Source organism: Streptomyces liliifuscus (genome assembly GCF_016598615.1).
GTDB lineage: Bacteria > Actinomycetota > Actinomycetes > Streptomycetales > Streptomycetaceae > Streptomyces > Streptomyces liliifuscus.
Genome location: NZ_CP066831.1, coordinates 11006991 through 11027222, shown reverse-complemented (window position 1 = coordinate 11027222; position 20232 = coordinate 11006991). Strand labels below are relative to the sequence as shown.

The following is a 20232-nucleotide window of genomic DNA, read 5'->3' as shown; positions in this document are numbered from 1 at the left end:
AGAGTGAACGCCGCGCAAGCGCGGCGTGAATTCCCGCGCAAGCGTGGAATTGAATTCCGCAAGCGGAATTCTGAAAGCAGAGAAATTCGCGCAAGCGCGAATTGAAGGAATCCCGCAAGCGGGATTCCTGAAGCTGGCGGCAAGAGGAGGTGCATCACGCGCGGGCCTTGTGTAGGGCTTGGGAATCCCAGCCACCACACCAGCAACGGAAGTGACGGACCGTCGGCACGACAGGCGCCGGCCCCACTGTAGTGAACGGGCTCCGCTGCGCTCCACCCGAACCCCTCCCCGATGCCCCAACTCGCCCCGACTTGTTCGCCAGAGCCTCGCCAGCATACTACCGCGACCTGCGCGCTTCGCGGCGAGCATCGGCCATGTGTCACCCTGGAGAGCGGAGGTTGGTGCAAGGGTGATGCATCATTAAGCATGGCTGTGTAGAGTCTGGGATCTGACGCCACACCCCCGGGCCACTCCCGCCGCTCCGGGGAGCATTTTCTGATTACGCGCCACATTCCGCGAAAAGGAGAGCGCGGGGTATGTCCGTGAAATTGCGTGGCTACCAGATCGAGGCTGATTCCACCATCGTGGGAGCCGTCCAGGTCGCGTGCGGCAGGAGGAAGTCGGTGCGGGGCGGGTCCAGTTCGCTCAGGGCGTCGAACGGCCAACATCGGCGGGTACGACGACACGCCCGCCAACACTGGCTGGCATCGCGGTACGATCCCGCTTGGCAAGATGCGTACGCCTCCCGCCGACACCAGCGCCCACGCCGTCAGGTGATCGACCGGCCAAGGTCCTCCGGGGCCCGCTTCCCCCCGGCAGCACCTCGATCCGGCGGGAGCGTGGGAGACCGCCAGGAGCGAGCATCCAATGCCCAGGAAGCGAACGACCGCCGCGCAGAGGGCCCGTCAGCGACAAGCCGCCACCGGCGAGAAGTACACGGCCGCTCTCCGGACTGAGACCAGGCCCACTGTCGTGCACACCATGTTCAGCGCCGATGGCGCGGGCTGGGCACCCATCATCCGGCGGGCGGAGCGCGAGCTGGACGAGGTCTGGCCCGGTCACCCCCAGCCGTACTGGGAAGAGAAGTTCGGCGATCTGTGCTGGAAGAGCTGTCCCCTCGACCAGGGCCGCGAGGTGTGGGCGGTGATCAACCGAGCCACCCGGGAAGCGTCGTCCACGTGCCAGACCTGCCCGTCCCCTGGCCGCAAGCGCGTCGTCTGGGTCGGTATGGACTGGGGTGGCATGCCGTGGGTCAAGACCTGCTGTGACACCTGCTACTACCTGCCGCCGGTACGCGCGCGCTCCGGCTGGGAGTACCAGCGGCGGAGTACCTGCAGCTCGTCGAGCTGTACGAGGACCGCAGCTAACGGGCGCGGCCGGCATAGGGAGGCGGGGGCTGCGGAATCGTCCGTCGAACCCATCGCCTGGGCCAGGGGCTACTGCTGGAGTGCGCGCACGGCCTGGTGCTCGTCGGTACCGACCAAGGCGGCAGACGCGGACGTATGCACAGCGGGGAGCGAAGACTCCAATGATGGCACCACGTGATGTAGCTGTGGGTTAGCATCTGATGCAGCGAGTCACCTCTGCGCCGCAGTAGCGCGGGCCTTAAAAAAAAGGTCTCGGATGTGACTCCTTGTGTATCTTCCTGTACACAGAGCGTCGTGACTGGTGAAACGGCGAGACGCCGACACCGGTCAGCGAACACGATGCGACGGTCCTCCGAGGCCCCTCCCCGACAGTCGAGGCCCCCCAACCAGGGCTTCATCGAGGCAAGGGCCCGCAGTGACTTTCCATATTCAGCCGCTCAACGGTTTCGTCGTTGTGGTCAGCATCGTCGTCGGCTGCATCGCGTTCTACCGCAGCCAGAACGCGCATACGGGCATGGCCACCAAGGGTGACCTGGGAGTTGCCGTTACCTGTGCTGCTGCGAGTGTCGTGATCCTGAGTTTCCTTTTCGGCCTCGGAGACGGTAGTCCGGCAGAGTCACCCGCCCCATCGCCAGCAGCAACCGTCGGACACGCGCCGGGCGAGTAGGCCCGAAGCCCCGGTCACCACGTGAAACGTCCCCGGCATCTGCAAGGCCGGGGACGGGCGACGATGTACCGGGCGTCGGCCTGGCCCCGGGAAGCAGTTCGGCGAACGCGCCGCGCAGCTCGGAGCTGGCCGCGGTCGGTCGGAAGTCTCGGTTGTCGAGGTCCAGGCGGCACACCGTGTCAGCCAGCCGTACGGCGAGCTCGTTTCCAGCGGCGCGCATCCGAGTTCGGCGCCCGGGACACGCAAGATCGTGTGACTCCCACGGGTGCCGGATTGGCTTTCCCTCCACAGGGGGGTGCAGGATGCGCAGCGGAGCGTTAGGCGTCAACTGCTGGTGCAGTTCAGCGTCGTTGATCTCTTCGCGGGGGGGGGTCTCAGCCAGGGCACGTACCTTCCCGCCCGACCATCGTGGCCCCAGCGCGAAAAAAGGGGAGCCCCGAAGGCCATGCCCGAGCTTCGCTGGCAGAGGGCACGACCGAGGACTCCCCGGTGTCGCGTTGAGATCACATCCGCATGAGCGAAATCACGAGAGATGAATCCTGAAGCGACACCTCGGAACGGTACAGCAAGGGAAATGACATCCCGTCTCGCCCAGGTGGGCCGGGTAGCACCTGCCATCACTGCACTCTTGGCCATGGTCGCCATCTGCCTCCTGGCCGCACTCGGGCACACGGAGCAGATCACTGCTGTGGCGTTGTTCGGCGGAGCCGTCTTCGCCGGCGGCGCGATCGTCCATATCCGTCGCTGACCTCCATGGTCAGGCACGGCTAGCAGCGAAACGTCCCGTCCCCTACAGCTGCAACGCTGGGGACGGGACGTTTCGCTGTGCCGCGCAGAAGTTGATGGACGCGTGCCTGGAGGTCCAGGGCGAGGCGGCGGTGCAGGAGGCCATCAGGGGCTTGCGGACAGTGTTCTAAGAGCAGGGGCTTGCAGCCGCCGGCCCGTGATCCCCGCCGTCAGGGCTGGGGCTGCTGGTCGTCGTCGCTGTCAGAAGCCGCGCGGCCGGACTGAAGGTGACGAAGATTCCGGCGAGTTGGGATGCTCAACTTCGGTCGCCGTTCATCAGGAGATAGAGAACGGTCACGACCACACCTCCAGTCGCCACAGGCGGCCCCGCTGCAGGATGTTGGTAGGTGACGTAAGCCGCCATCATGCCGGCGAGAAGCAACACCGTCACGCGAAGATCATGAGGCCCACTCATACCGCGCCCTCCGAGCTGCTGGAGAGGGCGACAGCCGTGTTTGATGCGGTGCTCAAGAAGCAGCGCAGCAGCAACTTGTTCATATCCGACCCTTGAGGGGGCAGCCACCGTGCGGGCCCGATAGCTGCCCCCAGAGTTGAGTGGGGCTTCTGTCAGGTCAGATACGTCACGTGGCGGGTCGAAACGCAAGCACCGGGCCTACCCGCGGGCAACCAGTGCAGGGTGTCCGTCGGTGGGCGCTCAACCTCTGGAATTGGCGGACCCGTTCGGGAGCTGCCGAGCGACGACGACCCTATGTCGGACCACAGTCTGCCGCAGTTCCGTACGTTCCGCGGACAATTTCACCAAACACCACCGTCAAAACGCTGCAGCCCTCTAAGTGCGGGATCGGGCTGCGGTCTTCACCATTACGGCATCGCCGGGACGGGCCTGGCGCTGTTGTGCGGTGCGGACAGCAGTCCGTGGCGCCGGAGGACCTGGGCGCGGCCGCACCAGGCAGTGCAGAACTTGCGGAGCCGGCGGGTGGATTCGGGCAGGGGCTGGATGCACACCAGGCAGCCGCCGGGCCCGGCGGCGCAGCAGCTGCCGGACACGCTCGGTCTCCTCCTCCGTACCGAAGTACCGGGGCGTCGGCCTGGCCCCGGCATCCGGTGAGCAGTTCGGCGAACACCCGCGCAGCTCGGTGAGTTCGCAGCGGCAGGAGCCCAGCGGGCGAGGTAGTCGTCGACGGGCCAGGAGATGAGGATCCCGGAGCGGGTGAGGTAGAGGCCGACGGTGTCGATCCAGTACCGGTCGGCGGCATCGAGCAGCAGGTAGCCGGTCAGCTGCCAGTGGTGTCGGAATCCGTCAACAGAACCACGGCTTCCGGCTCGGGGTCTTCGACACGGTGGTGCTCGCCATGGACATCACTGCGGCGCTGTTCCGCGGCCGGGTGTCTTCGATCCTCGTCGGAATGGGGTACGGGACAGTCCGTAGTCGAGCGCGGCCGCGCCCCGGTCGGTGTTTCGCGTGCGATTGGCGGACTCGCCTATGGACGCACATACTGGTAGGAGCCGATAGGACCATTGGGGGGGCAAGCCGGCAGCCAGCATCCGGTTGTCCGATTGCCCGCTTTTCCCCTTGCGGGGTTGCGATTTGACGCACCGTCCAATGGGGATCACTCCGACTTGGAGCAGACCATGGCTATCAATCTCCCAGTAACTGCCGTAGGTTCCCCGCATGATGTAGTCGCCCCCTATATGGGGCCGAATAGGCTGTCGCCACTTGGAGCAGGACATGAGCCGGTATCACAGAATATCAAGGTCCTTACTTTCTATAGCGGGATGTTGATCTTCGATTTCCCCCGTCAATCCTCGGACACGCTTACCACGGAAGACGTGTTCTCGTTCATCCCCTATTCCGACGGCCTGGTACAAGCGTTCGGAACGCATCCCAACATGCGCGTCGCAGCAACAGTGACGGCATCTTTGGCGTCCTTCAGCACTCCGCGGAACTTCTTGGGGGCGCCGAACACGATAGCGGCTGTTGACGAGATGGGCGCCAAGATCGTACCGCTGCGTCCCAACGAGCCAGCCGGGCGTCACGTCTTGGTCCTCAAGGTGAGGATCGCAGCGCGAAACTCGTTCATCCACCGGGTCTCATATTCGGTCACGGTAAATGTTTCCATCTTTGATCCGAACGCCCAGGAGAACCCGGACGCACTGACGGACCTGGATGCCATCCAGCCTTTCACAAGGACTACGAACCGCTTCCCACCCGTTTCACTTCTGGCGCCGTCTTGGTAATAGGCGAAGAGCTTGGCACCCGCCAGTCCGCGCGCCGGTCGGTGCTCAGCTGCGCGAGCAGCTCGGCAGGACCAACATGCAGATCACCCCAGCGCCGTAAGTTGGCGGCCGCCAACCCCGTGATCCCCGGACCCTCGGGTCGGGTCACCCGTGCCGGGCAGTGCTCCGCGTCGTACCAGACACGCGAGTTGGTGCGGAAATGGAGCTCGTAGCCGAAGACGTCATCACAGCTTCGGCGATGCGCGTGGCAGTTTTCGGGCCGCCGACAGCTACGCGACCTTGAAGACGTCCTCGGCTTCCATCTGTTGCTCGACCTCCCGGGCGGCCCTCATCAGTTCGAGGGCCTCGCGGCGCAGGTCGCTGGCCCGCTCGCGCAGCTGCTTGACGCGCCGGCGCTGCTGTTCGGGGCCGTACTCGTTGACGTACTGCCCGCGCGGCCCCACCAGCAGCCCTTCGGCGACCAGCCGGCGCACCGCGGCCGCGGCCTCCTTGGTGCCAATGTCGAAGCTCTGCCCGATCTCGAAGCGGGTCATGAACCGCTCGCCGGGCAGGAAGCTGCGGTGGATCACGGTGCGGATGAGCCGGTACGCGCGCTCGGTCGGGGACATCGTGCCGACGCTGTAGTGGCGGTAGCCCTCGTGCAGGGTCACCAGCCCCTCGGTGGCAAGGCGTTCCAGGGCGGAGCGGACCACGGCCGTCGTCAGCTGGAGCTGCGTCGCGATCGTGGCCAGCGCGGGCAGATGTGTGCCCGGCTCGGTGCACGAGAGCCGCACCCACCGGCGTACCGACTCCACGTCTTCGTCGCTCGCCACCACGCTGTCCGCAACCGCCATGTCACCGCTCCTTGTCCCCGGCGCTCCGATGCGGGATCCAGCCTGATGGGCCGCGCGACGCGGGCGCCACGAAGTTGCAGCGAATTGCGTGACCGAATCCGAGCCAGCGGTTCCTGCGAGTACTGCCGCCGCGATCCGCCGACTCACTACGGTCAGCGCATGACCAGTGACGGAGTAGTCGTTGACGAGGCAGTCCGCGGGGCATGGGACTCGTACCGGATCTTAGAGAAGCGCACGTCAGAAGAGGAACGTCGGCAGGCGCAGCAGCGTGTCCAGGCCGCGACGGACACCTACGGCCGGGAGGAAGTGTCCTGGGGCACGGTCTTCCTGGTGGGTGTGCTGACCGCGCACATCATCGGCCAGCAGGACGGCGCGGAGGAGGACCGTCTCGATCCGCTCAGTGATCTGATCCCGGCCGTGATCCGCAAGCTGCCCGGCTTCGAACTGGCCGACCCTGCCCAGGTACCGATGGTCACCGGCGTTCTCATGGCCGCGGCCATGGGCATGGACACCGTGGCCTGGCGCAACCAGTTCGGGCCGATCCGGCCGAAGGAAGCCCTGGTGCACAACTTCGTGCTCTGGCTGCTGGCCGACCTTTTCGACAGCCTGGTCGAACAGCCCGGCGCCACCGACCAGCTCATGCGGGAGACCTTCAGCTCCATGGCCAGCGACGCCGGTTGACGGGACCCGGCAGAGCGTCTTGCCACGGTCGAGCTCGCCCGGGCGGCCGTGGGGCCCGACGTCCACGACAGCTTGTAGGAGAAGTGTGATGCCCAAGAAGACTGGCCCCGAGGACCCGTACGGCTACGACCCGCAGACCGACACGGTCCGGGTCGGGCAGCACGACCTGGCGCGGCTGCTGCTGATGTTCCGTTCGGTGGTCCGCAAGCAGGAGCCGGGCAGCTGGGACCACATGAGGGACTACGACCTGTCGTTCGAGCGGCTGGCGGACGCCGTCGACGCGGCCGCTCAGGCCCGGCAGGGCGTCAAGTGGGAGGGCCCTGACCTCCGGATGCGCTGCACCACCACCGATCCCGTGTACGACTGGCCGGACGGTGCCCCCTACGACGGCGGGACGCCGGTCACGTGGAACGTTCCGGGCTACGGCTCCCACGCCGCCGCCGATGACGACAGGCGCTGGCCCAAGGCGCTGTGCGGCTTCAGCTGGTCGGAGGAAGAGGGCCGGCCTGCGAGCGGCTTGCCGGACTGCCGCGAATGCCTCCGCGAAGTCGCGCTCGGCGCCGAACGCCCCCACGGCAACTGGTGATCACTTCAGGCGGATACGCGTTGCCGCCCGGGCGGGGACGCAGCCGCACAGGCAGCACCCGTACCGCTTCGACGACGTCGTCCTGGTCCTGCGTCCGGCAGGCTGTCAGGCGCCAGCGAGCCGGTGCGTCACGCTGCGGAAAGGGGGTCTGGTGACCGGGTTCGATCGTGAGCCGGTGGAGGTGCGGATACCGCGGGCGGCCCTCGATGCCATGGCTGCGGCGCTGAGCGTGCGCACGGTGGCGATGCGCAAGTGGCCCGACGGCATCGAGTGGATGTACCCGCTGGGGACGTGGGAGGAGCCGCACGTGGAAGTGGCGCTCATGCCCGGCGGCGAAGAGGTGTGGATGCGGATGTCCACCGACCGTTCCAGCGTCGTCGTGTGGACCATCGAGCAGTGGCTGGACTTCGCCGGACAGCTGCCCGGGGCGATGCCTCCGGAGTGAAGCGCCCGGAGCAGGTGCCTGGCCGATCGCTCGGACCGACCGTTGCCATGGCGGAACTCTCCGGGCATGAGCCGAGCAGTGCGGGCTTGCCTGTGCGAAACGCCCTGTCCCGGCGGCTGCAGTGCCAGGGGCGGGGCGTTGTCACGTGTGCCTATCCGAACCAGACGATGTCCAGGACGGACAGGTGGCGCAGCGGCCGGTTTGTGAAGTAGATGACGGAGAGCTGGCCGACGGACGCGATGCGGACGTCCTCGCCCTCGGGGTCGCCGGCGTCCCACTGAGGGAATCCCCACGGGTCGGCTGCGGCGGCGTCCAGGACGTCCCACAGCATCTCTTCGGCGTGTTCGGGCAGTTCGGCGAGCACCTTCGCGGCCTGCGGCGACAACCGGACCGCATACGGCGGCTGACCGCTCACCGGCGCCTGCCCCGGAGCTCTTCCAGGTCCACGAAGCCGGTCTCGTCACGGCCGGAGGCGAGGAACACGTCGACCGCCAGCGCGGAAGCGACGCGGGCCTGCCAGACCTGGACGACCTCGTACAGGCGGGCGAGGGAGAACGTGCGGCGGACTCTCCAGCGCGGCCGCCCACTCCTGCTCGAAGGCAGGCACCCACCGGTCCGCACGCCGGTCGGCGCGCAGCTGCGCGAGCAGCTCGGCAGGAGCGCCCGGGGCGGGCGCGTACGGCGTGACGGGTGCGTGGTCGGGCTGCACGCTCATCGGCTGGTCCTCCCCGCGGGTCGTACCGCCACCGTACGCGCGGTGCGGGGCGCCGGGAGCGGCCATGGCTGTTCTACTTTCCGAGCTGGCGCCGGGCGCTCCGCTGCTGTGGCAGCACCGCTGTGAGGCCGAGCTACTGCCGGAGACCGAGTGTGGCGATCTGCCATACGGGCATACCAAGGACGACGCTGCGGGGTGTTATCGGGCACGCCAGGGAGAAGCGTGGAGTCGTCGATCAGTGTTGCCGTTGTTTCTGGGATGACTGCATTATTAGTCGCATTCTTAGCCGTTCCTTTGAATTACTGGCTCAACTCTCGGACGCGGCGTGACCGTACCCAGGACGTGATGGCCGGCTACCGCGATCCATTGCTATGGTCCGTACATGACCTACGCAGCCGCTTAGTTTCCATCATGGAAGACGGGTTCCTCGGTCGATTTATGGAAGCGGACGGGGATCGAGCCGCATACGCCCTGCGACACACGATGTTTGTTGTGGCTGAGTATCTCGGGTGGGTAGAGATCCTTCGCAGGTCGGTGAGCTTCATAGATCTTGGCAATCGGCAACGCAACCAGCGCCTGGTAGAGCACCTGAGCCTCATCCGCCAGGTGTTGTTCGCGCGTGACCTTGATCCACCACTGCGGGTTCTCTACGGGTATCAGCGGGCCATCGGTGAACTAATGATCGTGCCGGACGCGGCTACTGAAGGCCGGGCATCTCGATGCCTCGGGTTTGCACAGTTCACTGCTCTCTTGGAGAGTGACCAACAATTCCAAGAGTGGTTCACTCTGCTGAGGCAATCGATCGTTGATTTAGCTGACCACCCCGAGAGAGGAACTAGCCGGCTCAAAGCACTGGAATTTCAACTCGCCGAGCTCATAGACTTTCTGGATCCGGATCGGGTCCGGTTCCCCCTTAGAAACCTTGAAAGGCCGTACTACCGACCCCAGGGGCACAACGGCTGACGAAAACGCATTAAGAGGCCACTCGTGCAGACCCCCTGCAGCCGACTGAAGGCCCCGCGCTGCCGTTGCCGTTCGGAATGGCGACCATCGACACCCAACCGAACGGCAAACGGGATCAGCACCATCCTCATACTGTGACTGGTCGCTCCAGTTGGCTGTGACCGCGCCTCCGTGATGGGTCGGCTCAATGCGGTACAGGCTGACCCTGCACTGGTCGCAGCCGCCACGGAACAAGGGGCCTGGCCGGACTGTCTCGCTCATGAAGGCGGATCGCTGGCGGTCGACGGTGCACGCACAGCCGGACTGGCTGGCGTCGCAACGTCCAAGGCTACGAGGTGCCGCTGGAGGTCGAGATGCCGGAACTGGTAGGCCGAACCGACCTGTCGTAGCACGCCGCGGTGCCGGTGGGCGTCGTCGAAAAACGCCATCACATTCCACGGCAGCTTCCAATGGAGGATCAGGTAGAGGCGGATCAGGAGGAAGCGGCCGTTGGCGGTGCGATTCAGCGCGAGGGCCAGGCCGAGGATGCATCCGGCCCAGAATCCGATCCCGCTGCCAGCAGACATGATGTGGTCGTTCAGGTCCAGAAGTGCGTCGGCCGCCGTGTAACCGAGCGCAATTCCGGGCCCGAGGAGAAATCCGCCCGCAAGGACAGGGACAAGTAAGAACTGTACGAAACTGCGCTGGTCTTCGCGCAGCAGAGTCATCGGCGATGCAGCGGTTTGGACCTCGGCAGGCAGGGCCGTCACCCCAGTGGTGATGGCACAGATGGCGAAGGTGATGGTGGCCCAAGAGAGCCCGGCCAGAGGACCGTAGCCCAATCCCGCAAGGCCCCCGGTAGCAAGTGAGCAGGACAGACTCAGAGCGAGAGCACGCGAGTTGAAGGACCAGTGGAGGCGTCGGGCAGGAACGACGCGGCTTCTCAGGTTGGCGACGCTGCCGATGAGACAGCCGAGTGTGACGTAGATGAAGGCGCTCGTGATGCCGGTTGGCCAGTCGAGGAACAGTTGCCACCAGTCCCACGGAGGATAGACGTGGTCCGTAGGAGGAATCGACAACACGTTGGCGACGAAGTTCGGAAAGGTTCCGAAGCCGCTTAGCCAACTGCCTTCCCAACTGTCGCAGAGCAACCCGCAGCCATTGAAGAAGTAATATCCCCCGCTGTGGAACCTGACGACGGCATGGCCCGCAGCCGAGAGTACGAGCGTGAGCAGGCCAACCATGGCTCCGATGACCGCTGTGAGGACGGGCGCAGGCAGCGCATACCGCAGTTCCCACCAAACAATATCCACCGTCCCGTGCCGTCTGCGCTCCAGGTGATTCGCGACCTTGCGCAGGACGTGTTCCGCTCGGGCTGGCGTCCAATGGCAGGGATGAAGGGAATGCGGGCGGTAGGCGGCGGGGATGAAGGCATTCAGCAAATGGGTGCGCAGGGCGCTTTCGGTGAGGATGCGTTCCGTGTTGCAGAGTTCGGCGGGGTTGGGCAGGTGGGGACCGGCTTCGTCAGGGCGTGGGTTGTAGATCGTTCGGGCCAGGAACAGGGCCAAGGGCGTGGTCAGGACCGTTGCAAGGGGTGAGCCCTGGGTCATTCGGTCAAGGACGGGATTCCAGCGGTCGGCGGCCAGGGTGCCTTCGCCACCGGCGTCCCGGCGTAGATAAGAAGCAACGGTGTCCAGCGAGAGTGGTTCAAGGACGATTCCCGCGGCGCCGTTGAGGCGCTGAGGGACACCTGTGCCGGGTCGTAGCGCCTGGCCGTACTCGGTGCTCCGGGACGAGAGGACCATGGGACGGCCCGGAGGGAGGGCGGCGTTGATGGCGACGAGAGCGGCACTACGACTGGAGGGTGCGAGTTCGTCCAGTCCGTCTAGGATCGGGAGGATCAGGCGGTTGTCCAGCAGAGCCCGGGCCGTGTTCTGCCCGCTGTACCCGGTGTGGTGTTGGCTCAGCGCGGGGTAGTCAGTCGTGAGCCGGTTCGCCATCCAGGCTTCCAGGCTCTGTTTGGGGTTCCATGAGGCGAGCGGGAAGATGACTGGAACAGCGTCCCCCGGGCTGCGTCGATCGAGCAGGCCGAGCAGGAGGACAACGAGCAGCATTGTCTTACCGGCGCCGGGTTCGCCCAGGACGAGCAGGCGGCGTCCGGGAGCGCGACGGGTGAGAATGTCGGTGATCTCGGTGTCGGTGCCCACAAGATCTTCAGGGCGTGCGGCCCACTGGTTCTGAGGGGCGTGACGGCTGGCCACCTGGAGGAGCAGGGGCCAGGGCTCCACCAGGTTCTCATCGGCGGGCTGCCAGGAGACGGGCAGCGGGTAGGGGTCGTTCAGGCGCCGCAACTGGGCCTCGGCCTCCCACTGACCACGTACTGGCAGGGCCAGCGCGTCGGCGAGGTCACCGATCGGCAGCCCGCCCACGTGCTCACGCCGGTCGGCCCGGTAACCGAGCCAGGAGACCGCGAGCGCGGCCGCGCCGACGATCACTCCCAGCGCACCGAAGCCGACGCCGAGCGCGTCGGTGAACTCATCGAGAGGGCCGACCAGTTTGTCTGCGGTCCACCACAAGCCGACCAGACCGCAGCACGTCGACACCAGGCCGACTACACATAGCACCCGCTGGAACCACGAAGCCCCCCGTCGCATGCACCGCATCGTGCCCGACGGACAGAGCGGACTCTGGGGGCTGGTTCGCAATCAACCCAAAAGGGTGACAGAGCGGTTGTGGCCTCCACACCGTTACGGGTCGGCTCGACGTGGTACGACTCGATCGAGCACTGGCCGTAGTTCTCACGGAAGCGCGGTCAGAATCCTCCAGTTGGCCACTCTGAGCGCGCCACTTGGCAGGACACCGTTACGGGCATGCTCTGAGGGTGACTGCCTTGCTGAACCAGCTGCCTGCACTCATGGGTGTCATCGTCGGCGTTCTCGGGACGCTGCTCACGGCACGTCTTAATGACAGAGCGCAGTGGGAACGTGCCCTCTCGGTGCGGTGGGATGAGCGTCGATTGACGCCTACTCCGAGTTCGGTCGCGCGCTCAAGGAGGTCCACTTACTCGCGCATCGCATCACGGCGGCGTCACGACCCTCGTCGCGGGCGCATCCGATTGATCGGAACACGGGCCTTGAGCTGATCGCCCAAGCGGACGCCCAGCGGACCAAAGCGTGGGAGAGGGTGCTTCTGCTGGGTGACGCCGACACGGTGGCCGCCGCACGCGAGTGGCGCTGGGCGGTGCTGCAGCTGGAACGGGCGGCGCGCGGCATCGCCAGTGATGACTTCGACTGGGTGGCTGCCGTGCGGCGCGCTGACGAAGGCCGGGACCGCTTCTACACCGCTGCCAGAGCCAGCCTGACCGTGGGCGGCGGCGATGTAGCTCAAGCGCGATGGCTCATCGATCGCCTGACGAACTCATGATTCCGACGCAGGGTACAGGCCGTGCTCGGGACTGAGCGCCAAAGTGGTCAACTGAAACGCTCACTGGCCAACTAGCGCGCTCAGTCACAATACAGGCACGGCCCGCCATGAACGGCTACGGATTAGAAATCAAGATCCAGGTAGTCGATGTCGTTGATTTCGACGTCGGAGAGTCCCGTGGCGCGGCTGCCGCCGTCCTGGAAATAGATTTCCTTGAATCCTTCGGCGATGATCCCACGCATCTGCTGGTCGCTGGCTCCTTGGTCGCGGGCGTCGAAGAGGCGCTGTGCGTAGGCCGGGGGGAGGTGCACGGTGAGGCGGCGGAAGCGGCCGTCGTCGGTGGTGCCGATGGGCGCGGTGTAGCCGAAGCGGGCTCTGGTCTCCACGGTGATCCCGCCGGTGGCGGCGGCTTGGCGCTGGCGGCGTTTGCGTACCTGTGGCTGCCAGCGGGCCCGTACCGCGTCGTCGATCTTCGCGGCGACGTCGGTGCGGGCGTGTTTGCGGGCGCCGCGCCGGTAGCGGTTGACGGAGTCGGCGGTGACGCCGATCGCCTGTGCGACGGCTTTCGCGCTGCCCAGTTGCTTGAGCAGGTAGCCGATCTTGCCCTTGAGTGTCTTGGGCGGCTCGCGGGTGAAGCTCTCGCGGTCGGCGCGCTCGATCGCGTCGTCGATCTCTCCGGCCATCGTCTACTCGCCTTCGTCCAGGACGGCGTCGCCGCCCTTGATGTGGCGGGCCGGGTTGAGGCCCTGCTCCATCAGGTCGACCGCCCACAGCATCGTCTGGACGCCCTCCAGCTTCGCCAGGCCCGGGGTGGGCCCGAGGCGGAAACCACCGGGCTGCGGCTTGCCGGACGCGGCGTAGGGCAGGAAGTCCAGCGGGCTCTCCCCGGGCGAGGGGTAGACGACGCAGTCGGAGAGCACGGCCAGCGGGAACAGGCCGGTCATCCTGGCCATGTTGGTGAGCTTGCGGTGCATGTTCACGCGCGCCTTGGAGATGACCGCGGCGCGGATGTCGGGGCGCCAGGTCGGGCGTTCCAGGGCCGGCCACCGCTCGCCCTGTTGGTAGGACTTGCCCTGCGGGCGCTCCCGCAGCTTGCCCACCCCGCCCTTCACGGTCGCCTTGACCGCGGCCAGCACGGCGGCCATCGCCGGGTCGGTGTTCTTGTGCTGTTCCATCGCCGCGAGGAACTGCCGGTCGTCCAGGTCCCGGGTGACGCCGAGGTCGGCGAGCGTGTCCACATAGGCGGTCTTGAGCCGGTCGTGCCACGGGTCCAGGTACGCGCCCGTCTCGCGGCGCAGGTACGCCTCGATCGGGTGGACGTTGTAGCCGAGCTCCTGGGCGTAGGCGACGGTGTGCGTCTGATACCAGGCCGGTCCTTCGGGGCGTACGCCGGCCGGTGTGAAGGGGCTGGGCAGGCGCGGGTCCACCTCGATGTGGGACAGGTCGACCAGCCAGGAGCCGGGGATCTTCGGGTTGAACGCCGGGGTGTGGAAGTGGTCGGGGGCGGACAGTCCCACGGTGAGGCGGGCGGCTGCGGCGAGGAACGCGGTGTTGAGGTCCAGGCCGACCGCGAAGGGCAGTGTGCACTCCTCATCGGTCAGCAGACCGACGTCGCGGACCCACTGGTAGGCCTCCTCATCGAGGAAGCCGCCCGTCCAGCCGGAGTTCACGACCACGGGGTGCTCCAAGGTGGCCTCCGGCGGCGCCGGGTCCATCGGCTGCGTCCCCAGGCTGCCGGGGTTGTGGCCGGGCACCCAGTTCCCGGTCTCCTTCTCCTGCACCGCCCGGGTGGGCGGGCGCAGCGCCGTCATCAGCTCCAGCCCGGAGACGGCTGTGCTGCCGCGGGGGGTGATGACCCGGGTCGCGTAGATGCCCAGGACGCGGGCGATGTCGGCCGGCTCCATGTCCGTGACGCCGGGCCAGGAGCGCTCGTCGAGGGCGTCCCAGGACAGGACCGCGAGCTGTACGCACTGCCGTTCGCGTCCCTGGGCCTTGCGGTAGACCCTTGCCCACGGGCCGAAGCCGCGCTGGGTGAGCTGCCACTTCGCGCGAAGGACCTGCTTGACGACCGGGTGGTCGGCGGGCAGGCGCAGCGAGCGGCGCTGCTCGTGGCCCTCCAGGCGCTCGGGGAGCCCGAGCTTCACCGCGGCCGCCGCGGTGAGCACGATGAGCGGATCGGAGTCCTTGCCGTACCGGTTCAGCTTCGCGGCGCCGATGCCGGACTCGCGCAGCGTCCACTCCACCAACTCCACAACCGTGGTCGCGGGGCAGTCGAGCATGACGCCGTCGACACCGTAGGCGGTGCCGTCGCCGTCCAAGACCGCGAGCGGACCGTGCGCAAAACGCGGATCAGTGCGAGTGTTCGGCGCCGCGGGCGTGCGGGCGGGGCGGCGTGACGACACTGCCGGGCGCGCGGCCGGCCGCTCCGGGACGGCCTGGACCGCGGGCTCTTCCACCGGCTCGGCAGTTGTGGCGTCCGGCGCGGCCGCCGGGCCGGACACCGTCTCCGCGGCCGGCTTCGGCGCTGGGAGCGCAGTGGGCGTGGTGACGGGCGGCGTGCCGTGCGCGGGGAAACGGGCAGCCCAGCCGTTCAGCAGCCTCTGGTAGGCCTCCAGACGCGGCGGCTTCGGCTCCGAGCGGCCGTTCTCCCAGTTCTTCACCGACTGTGTCGTCGACTTCAAAGCCTGCGCGAGACGGGCCTGCGTGATGCCGGCGGCCTCCCGCAGCCGGGCACGCTCGGCCGGAGACGGCAGCTGTGGCTCTTCTTCCAGCAGCGCATCGACCGACGCGAACAGCTCTTCCTCGGATGCCATACGTGATTACCTCCACCACCGAGGCTAGCAGGTCTTTAACCCAACATTTAGCCTTCCAGTTAACCTGGACTAAAATGAGGTAGAGTGCTGGCTTGGCATCGCCAGATAGATGATCCGGTTCATCCGGCCCCAGGATGGCGCTCTTGGCAAGGAGTGGGGATGACGGCACGCCAGGTCGCCCGCAACCTACGGGGCAGCAAGGGCACTTGCCAGGAGCGGCTCGACAGCCTCCGGCGGTCCAACGCGCAGGAGAGGGGCAGTTCTTGAACGGGACCAAGCTGCGCAGCCACCAGGTCGAGGCGGTGGCCGCGATCGTGCGCGGTCTGGACGTACCGCCGACCGGCATCCCCCCGAACGGTCTGCGCGGGCAGGTGCACGCCGCGTGCGGCACGGGGAAGACGATTATCGCGGCGGCTTCCGCCAAGCGGCTTGTGCGCGCGGGGCGCGTTCTCGTGCTGGTGCCGACGCTGGATCTCCTGGCACAGACGGTGAGGGCGTGGCACGAGGCCGGGCACAAAGGGCCGGCAGTTGCCGTGTGCTCGCTTCAGGACGACCCGGACCTGTGGAACCTGCGGGTGCGCTCCACGACGAACCCGGTGCAGTTGGCGCTGTGGCACGGGCAGGGGCCGGTGACCATCTACGCCACCTACGCGTCGTTGGGTGTCCTGGCGGAGGCGTTCGAGGGCGCCTACGGCCAGCAGCTGGCCCCGGTGGACCTCGCGGTGGTTGATGAGGCGCACCGGACGTCGGGGGCGATGGGTAAGGCGTGGGCGGACATCCACGACCAGACCGTCATCCCCGCCTACCGCCGGCTGTACCTGACGGCCACGCCGCGGATCTGGGAGGAGCGGCAGAACCGGGAGGTTGCCGAGGGGGCGGACGCGCTGCCGCGGGAGATGGCGGCTTCCATGGATGACGAGAAGGTGTTCGGGCCCGTCCTGTACAAACTGTCACTCGCATCTGCCGTGTCGCGCGGTCTGCTGGCGCGGTACCAGATCATCGTGCTGGAGCTCCAGGACCCGGTCGTCACGCCCGAGCGGCTGATGGGTGAGGAGCGGCGCAGTGAGAAGGTGCGGGGGCAGCGGCTCGGAGCCTTGCAGGCCGCGCTGCTGCACACGATGGCTCAGCACAATCTGTCGACGTGCATCACCTTCCACCACCGGACGATAGAGGCACAGGCTCATGCGGAGGGGTTGGAGCGTGTGGCGGCGAAGCTGCACGCCGACCAGCCCGAGAAGTACCCCGCTCGGATCTGGGCGGACTGGCTGTGCGGGGAGCATGTCCCGGAGCGCCGGCGGGGAGTGCTGAGCAGCTTCGGGTCCACTGCACAGCGGGCCGTGCTGAGCAACTGCCGTGTCCTGGGTGAGGGCGTCGACATCAGGGCCGTGGACAGCGTCGCCCTCCTGACCCCAAGGGCGCGCCGCACGACATCGTCCAGGCCATCGGCCGGGCACTGCGTCAAAAGCCGGGACAAGGGAAGCTCGCCTCTTTGATCGTGCCGGTATTTCTCCAGCCGGGAGAAAAACCGGAGGACATGTTCACCTCGGGTTCGTATCGGCCTTTGGTGAAGGTATTGGAAGGTCTGCGGGCTCACGATGAAGAGGCCGTGGAGTTGCTGGCGATTCCGCAGGAGCCGCAGAAGGACGTGGCGCAGCCGTCCGAGTACATCGGTCCGCCGCCCGAGGAGGGCGAGGAAGAATCCCGTCTGCTGCTCCGTTTTGCCGCTCCGCGTGACCCGGTGATGGTCGCGGACTGGGTGTCCTTCAACGTGATCGACACGGAGAAGCAGGACTGGGCGCGCGGCTGGTCGGCGCTCAAGACGTTCACCGAGCGTGAGCTTCACGCCAGGGTTCCGTACGGGCACAAGGAGGGCGCGTACCCCTTGGGCAGTGGGTGGCAGAACAGCGACGGGCTTTCGGGGCGGGGCAGATGACCGGCCTGCGCGCGCGGCGGCTGGAGAAGCTGGGCATGGTCTGGAGCCTCACGGATGAGCGGTTCCAGGTGAACCTGGAGGCCGCGAAGGCGTACTACAACCAGCACTGGACACTCAGCGCGCCCCGCTCAGCCACGGCGCTGGACCGGAAGGTGGGGCAGTGGCTGTCCAATCTCCGCCGGCCGGGCGCGCTGGCCGAACACCCCGAGTGGGAAGCCGCGTTGCAGGAGATCGATCCGGACTGGAGCCCGGCGTGGCCGACTGACTGGCAGCGGCACTACGCCGCCCTGCGGGAGCTGGTCCGCGATGAAGGCGGCCAGGCCGACGTCCTGCCCGGCGTCACCGTGCACGGGATGGACGTCGGACGGTTTGCTGCCAAGCAGCGCCAGCGTGAGGTCTGGGAGGGGCTGATGGACGGGCAGCGCGAGCGCCTGGAGGCCATCGGCGTCGTGCCCCTGCCGCCGGAGAAGGAAACACCGGTGAAGGCCCCCAGGGCGGCTTCTGGCGCGTTCGAGCGGGGCGTGGCGGCCCTCGCGCAGTACAAGGCCCGCACCGGCTCTGTGACGGTCTCCAGGGGCCACGTAGAACAACTGGACGACGGGACCGAGGTCAAACTCGGAGTGTGGATCATGAACCAGAAAGGCCGCCGCGCCAAGCTCACCGCCGACAAGCGCCAGGCGCTCGCAGCCTTGGGGCTTGACTGGGCGTAGCCGCAAAAGCCCCGCAGTTTCCACCCCTTTTTGGAAGGATGCCCGGAGATGGAAATCCGAGGTGGCCCCCCTTGCGAGTGTTGAGTATCGGCTGTCGTGACTTCTTGTCGTGCGGCGACCTGCATCTGGACTTGGCTGGTCAGCCCATTATCGTCACTGGCCCGAACGGCGCGGGTAAGTCCAACCTGGGCAGGGTGGTGGACCTGATCAGTACGGTCGTCGGGCACTACAGCGGCCGACCGGCAGCCGATCGGCTGGGCCTGTACAACCGGGCAGGACGCTTCGGCGCCACATCATTCCAGGTCGCCGTGAAGATCGAGCTTGATCAGGCCTGGGAGCAGGAACTGGTTGCCGCCTTCGTCAGGGCTGCTTTCGTATGCGGGGCGGACAGCGCGTCCTCCCCCAGCCTTCCAACCCGAGCTCAACTGGACGCTGCGGTACGCGACCAGCTCGATCCCGCATCGTTGTTCCCGCTGTGGACCGGCACCCTTCACGTGCACTACGACGCGGCCTGGAGCCAGCCTTGGTTCGCAGCCTGGGAGTTCACCCACGCCGACGCCACGTGGCACATCCAGCTCGTGGGCGGGTCCAGCTTCCTGCGCCTGGGCCCAACCGATGCCCGAGGAAGGGTACCTGCCCAGACCCGGAACTTCAGCCACTGGTGGCAGCAACGCCCGGCAGGCCTGGGAGACTTCACCAAGGTGCTTCCGCCGTCCCAAGTCGAGGCTCTGTCCTTTAGCGTGACACCGCCGAATGACGGATCCAGCCCACTGCCCGTCACACTGCTGGACCTGGCAGCCAGGCTGGGTGAGCGTGAGATCGACAATCGGTCCTTCGACTTCATCCACGTGCTGGCCGCGATCCTGCGCCAGGGCATCGTGGTCACCGACAACCGCCGTCTCCCGCTGGAACGCCGCTTCTCCCACCAGGCCCTTCAGCGTTCTTTCGACCTGCGGGACGGCGGTGGGGTGGCCGGTGAGCTGTACCGGTGCAAGAACGGTCCTCTGGCGCTGCGTCAGCGTTATGCACAGGCCAAGGAGTTGTTCACTGATCTGACCGGGCGTGCGTTGGGTGTGCAGGCATCCCCGGATCCCGAGGAACCGGGCACGATGCTCATCGATGTCACCGTCGTCGACGGTGACTACGAAGTACCTATCGCCTTCGCCGGGGCCGGCATCCAGGAAGCGCTCCTGCTGAGCACCCTGCTCACCGGCAAGTCCGGCCGTGTCATCGTCCTCGATGAGCCGGCCGTCAACCTGGAGCCGACCCTCCAGCGCCGCCTCATCCCAGTCCTTGATGCCCGCCGCGCCCAGTGCATCGTGATCACCCACAGTGCCGATCTCGTGCCCGCCAGCACCCCTGCGGACCTCTCCCGCATCGTGCGATTGGCCCCTCACCCGTCAGGCACCCAGGTCTTCCGCACACCCCAGGATCTGCCTGCACAGGAGCAGACCAGATGGCTGCAGCGTCTGGGCACATCGGAGGCCCGGGCCCTGCTGTTCGCCGCCGGAGTCATCCTGTGCGAAGGCGCCACCGAAACCGGCGCTCTGAGCCGGTGGTGGGACAGCACCCACTGTCCCGAATGGGGCCCCCTCAGTGCCGCCAACATCTGCCTGATGAGGGTCGACGGGGACACGGCCTTCCACGGCTACATCGACTACCTCGAAGCCTTCGGCATCCCCTGGGCGATCGTCGCGGACGGCCCCGCACTCAGCCCCGGCAGCCGCCTGCACGAACACCTCACAGCCAAGAACCTCCTCCCAGACGGCCAACCGGACCCCAGCGACACCTTCACCCGCTGGAAGGGCTACTGGGAAGAAGCAGGCGTGTTCACCTTCGCCCGCGAATTCGGCACCGACGGCAACAAGGGCGGCGAATTCGAAGCCCTGCTCACCGAGCTCGATCCCGAGCTGTACGAACAGGCCAGAAAGGAGCACGGCCGGAGCAAGCCCCGCGTCGGTGCCCACTTCGCAGCCCACCACTCCAACCCACCAACCCCGGTCACCGACCTCTACCGACGGATCCGGGAACATCTGGATCCCGAAGTCGGCAGACAGTGACCGGTCGCCTGTCATGGCAGGAGTCGCAAGCCGGGCAGCGTGAATGTCTGGAGCAGCACCGCGTCACGCATC

General features: G+C 66.9%; 16 protein-coding genes and 1 pseudogene. 10 read left to right on the top strand and 7 right to left on the bottom strand.

What is annotated here, in order from left to right; translation table 11 throughout:
- Nucleotides 1-867: 867 nt before the first annotated feature.
- Complete coding sequence (locus JEQ17_RS48050) at nucleotides 868-1545, top strand: hypothetical protein (protein WP_200401208.1); 678 nt, start codon at nucleotides 868-870, stop codon at nucleotides 1543-1545.
- Nucleotides 1546-1782: 237 nt separating this feature from the next.
- A complete protein-coding gene (locus JEQ17_RS48045) occupies nucleotides 1783-2034 on the top strand; it encodes a hypothetical protein (protein WP_200393212.1) in 252 nt (83 codons plus the stop codon).
- A 1608-nt stretch (nucleotides 2035-3642) separates the two neighbouring features.
- Here the strand turns inward: JEQ17_RS48045 and JEQ17_RS48040 are convergent.
- Complete coding sequence (locus tag JEQ17_RS48040; protein WP_200393213.1) at nucleotides 3643-3828, bottom strand: hypothetical protein; 186 nt, start codon at nucleotides 3826-3828, stop codon at nucleotides 3643-3645.
- A 585-nt stretch (nucleotides 3829-4413) separates the two neighbouring features.
- On the opposite strand from JEQ17_RS48040, the gene JEQ17_RS48035 reads away from it, so the two are divergent.
- Nucleotides 4414-5019: a hypothetical protein gene (locus JEQ17_RS48035; RefSeq protein ID WP_200393214.1), complete on the top strand. Its 606-nt coding sequence runs from the start codon at nucleotides 4414-4416 to the stop codon at nucleotides 5017-5019.
- Nucleotides 5020-5288: 269 nt separating this feature from the next.
- Here the strand turns inward: JEQ17_RS48035 and JEQ17_RS48030 are convergent, their stop codons facing one another.
- Nucleotides 5289-5852, bottom strand: coding sequence for a GntR family transcriptional regulator (locus tag JEQ17_RS48030; protein ID WP_200393215.1), 564 nt, complete (start codon nucleotides 5850-5852; stop codon nucleotides 5289-5291).
- A 159-nt stretch (nucleotides 5853-6011) separates the two neighbouring features.
- Between JEQ17_RS48030 and JEQ17_RS48025 the strand changes: the two genes are divergently transcribed.
- The 3 genes from JEQ17_RS48025 to JEQ17_RS48015 all read left to right on the top strand — a co-directional run bounded on the left by JEQ17_RS48025 (nucleotide 6012) and on the right by JEQ17_RS48015 (nucleotide 7564).
- A complete protein-coding gene (locus JEQ17_RS48025; RefSeq protein ID WP_200393216.1) occupies nucleotides 6012-6533 on the top strand; it encodes a hypothetical protein in 522 nt (173 codons plus the stop codon).
- Between the two features lie 88 nt (nucleotides 6534-6621).
- Nucleotides 6622-7119 (top strand): hypothetical protein, encoded by a 498-nt coding sequence (locus tag JEQ17_RS48020; RefSeq protein WP_234047951.1) that lies wholly within the window; start codon nucleotides 6622-6624, stop codon nucleotides 7117-7119.
- A gap of 151 nt (nucleotides 7120-7270) precedes the next feature.
- The gene (locus JEQ17_RS48015; protein WP_200393217.1) at nucleotides 7271-7564 is read left to right on the top strand and encodes a hypothetical protein; all 294 of its coding nucleotides are present in this window, start codon (nucleotides 7271-7273) and stop codon (nucleotides 7562-7564) included.
- Nucleotides 7565-7715: 151 nt separating this feature from the next.
- On the opposite strand, the gene JEQ17_RS48010 is transcribed toward JEQ17_RS48015, so the two are convergent.
- Together JEQ17_RS48010 and JEQ17_RS48005 are read right to left on the bottom strand one after the other, a co-directional pair.
- Entirely contained in the window at nucleotides 7716-7979 is a 264-nt protein-coding gene (locus tag JEQ17_RS48010) for a hypothetical protein (RefSeq protein WP_200393218.1), read from the bottom strand.
- Nucleotides 7976-8185 carry a hypothetical protein gene (locus JEQ17_RS48005; protein ID WP_234048667.1) on the bottom strand — a complete coding sequence of 70 codons (210 nt, stop codon included), beginning with the start codon at nucleotides 8183-8185 and terminating at the stop codon, nucleotides 7976-7978. Before JEQ17_RS48005 ends, JEQ17_RS48010 begins: the two co-directional genes overlap by 4 nt.
- A gap of 316 nt (nucleotides 8186-8501) precedes the next feature.
- Here JEQ17_RS48005 and JEQ17_RS48000 point away from each other — a divergent pair, with 316 nt between their 5' ends.
- Nucleotides 8502-9242: a hypothetical protein gene (locus JEQ17_RS48000; RefSeq protein ID WP_200393219.1), complete on the top strand. Its 741-nt coding sequence runs from the start codon at nucleotides 8502-8504 to the stop codon at nucleotides 9240-9242.
- Nucleotides 9243-9499: 257 nt separating this feature from the next.
- Here the strand turns inward: JEQ17_RS48000 and JEQ17_RS47995 are convergent, their stop codons facing one another.
- Nucleotides 9500-11824, bottom strand: coding sequence for an NACHT domain-containing protein (locus JEQ17_RS47995; RefSeq protein ID WP_200393220.1), 2325 nt, complete (start codon nucleotides 11822-11824; stop codon nucleotides 9500-9502).
- Nucleotides 11825-12404: 580 nt separating this feature from the next.
- On the opposite strand from JEQ17_RS47995, the gene JEQ17_RS47990 reads away from it, so the two are divergent.
- Nucleotides 12405-12644 (top strand): hypothetical protein, encoded by a 240-nt coding sequence (locus JEQ17_RS47990; protein ID WP_200401207.1) that lies wholly within the window; start codon nucleotides 12405-12407, stop codon nucleotides 12642-12644.
- A 122-nt stretch (nucleotides 12645-12766) separates the two neighbouring features.
- Here JEQ17_RS47990 and tpg read toward each other — a convergent pair whose 3' ends face one another.
- Nucleotides 12767-13327, bottom strand: coding sequence for a telomere-protecting terminal protein Tpg (gene tpg, locus JEQ17_RS47985; RefSeq protein WP_200393222.1), 561 nt, complete (start codon nucleotides 13325-13327; stop codon nucleotides 12767-12769).
- Nucleotides 13328-13330: 3 nt separating this feature from the next.
- Entirely contained in the window at nucleotides 13331-15457 is a 2127-nt protein-coding gene (gene tap, locus JEQ17_RS47980) for a telomere-associated protein Tap (RefSeq protein WP_200401206.1), read from the bottom strand.
- 263 nt (nucleotides 15458-15720) lie between these two features.
- Between tap and JEQ17_RS47975 the strand changes: the two are divergent.
- Both JEQ17_RS47975 and JEQ17_RS47970 read left to right on the top strand, forming a co-directional pair.
- Nucleotides 15721-18100, top strand: a pseudogene (locus JEQ17_RS47975) (Helicase associated domain protein).
- Between the two features lie 77 nt (nucleotides 18101-18177).
- Entirely contained in the window at nucleotides 18178-20160 is a 1983-nt protein-coding gene (locus tag JEQ17_RS47970; protein WP_200401205.1) for an AAA family ATPase, read from the top strand.
- Nucleotides 20161-20232 lie beyond the last annotated feature (72 nt).

What these genes read in the sequence shown, in the direction of transcription:
- JEQ17_RS48050 (WP_200401208.1), top strand. Translation starts at nt 868, where the DNA reads ATGCCCAGGAAGCGAACGACCGCCGCGCAGAGGGCCCGTCAGCGACAA.
- JEQ17_RS48030 (WP_200393215.1), bottom strand. Translation starts at nt 5,852, where the DNA reads ATGGCGGTTGCGGACAGCGTGGTGGCGAGCGACGAAGACGTGGAGTCG.
- tpg (WP_200393222.1), bottom strand. Translation starts at nt 13,327, where the DNA reads ATGGCCGGAGAGATCGACGACGCGATCGAGCGCGCCGACCGCGAGAGC.
- JEQ17_RS48035 (WP_200393214.1), top strand. Translation starts at nt 4,414, where the DNA reads ATGGCTATCAATCTCCCAGTAACTGCCGTAGGTTCCCCGCATGATGTA.
- tap (WP_200401206.1), bottom strand. Translation starts at nt 15,457, where the DNA reads ATGGCATCCGAGGAAGAGCTGTTCGCGTCGGTCGATGCGCTGCTGGAA.
- JEQ17_RS48025 (WP_200393216.1), top strand. Translation starts at nt 6,012, where the DNA reads ATGACCAGTGACGGAGTAGTCGTTGACGAGGCAGTCCGCGGGGCATGG.
- JEQ17_RS48020 (WP_234047951.1), top strand. Translation starts at nt 6,622, where the DNA reads ATGCCCAAGAAGACTGGCCCCGAGGACCCGTACGGCTACGACCCGCAG.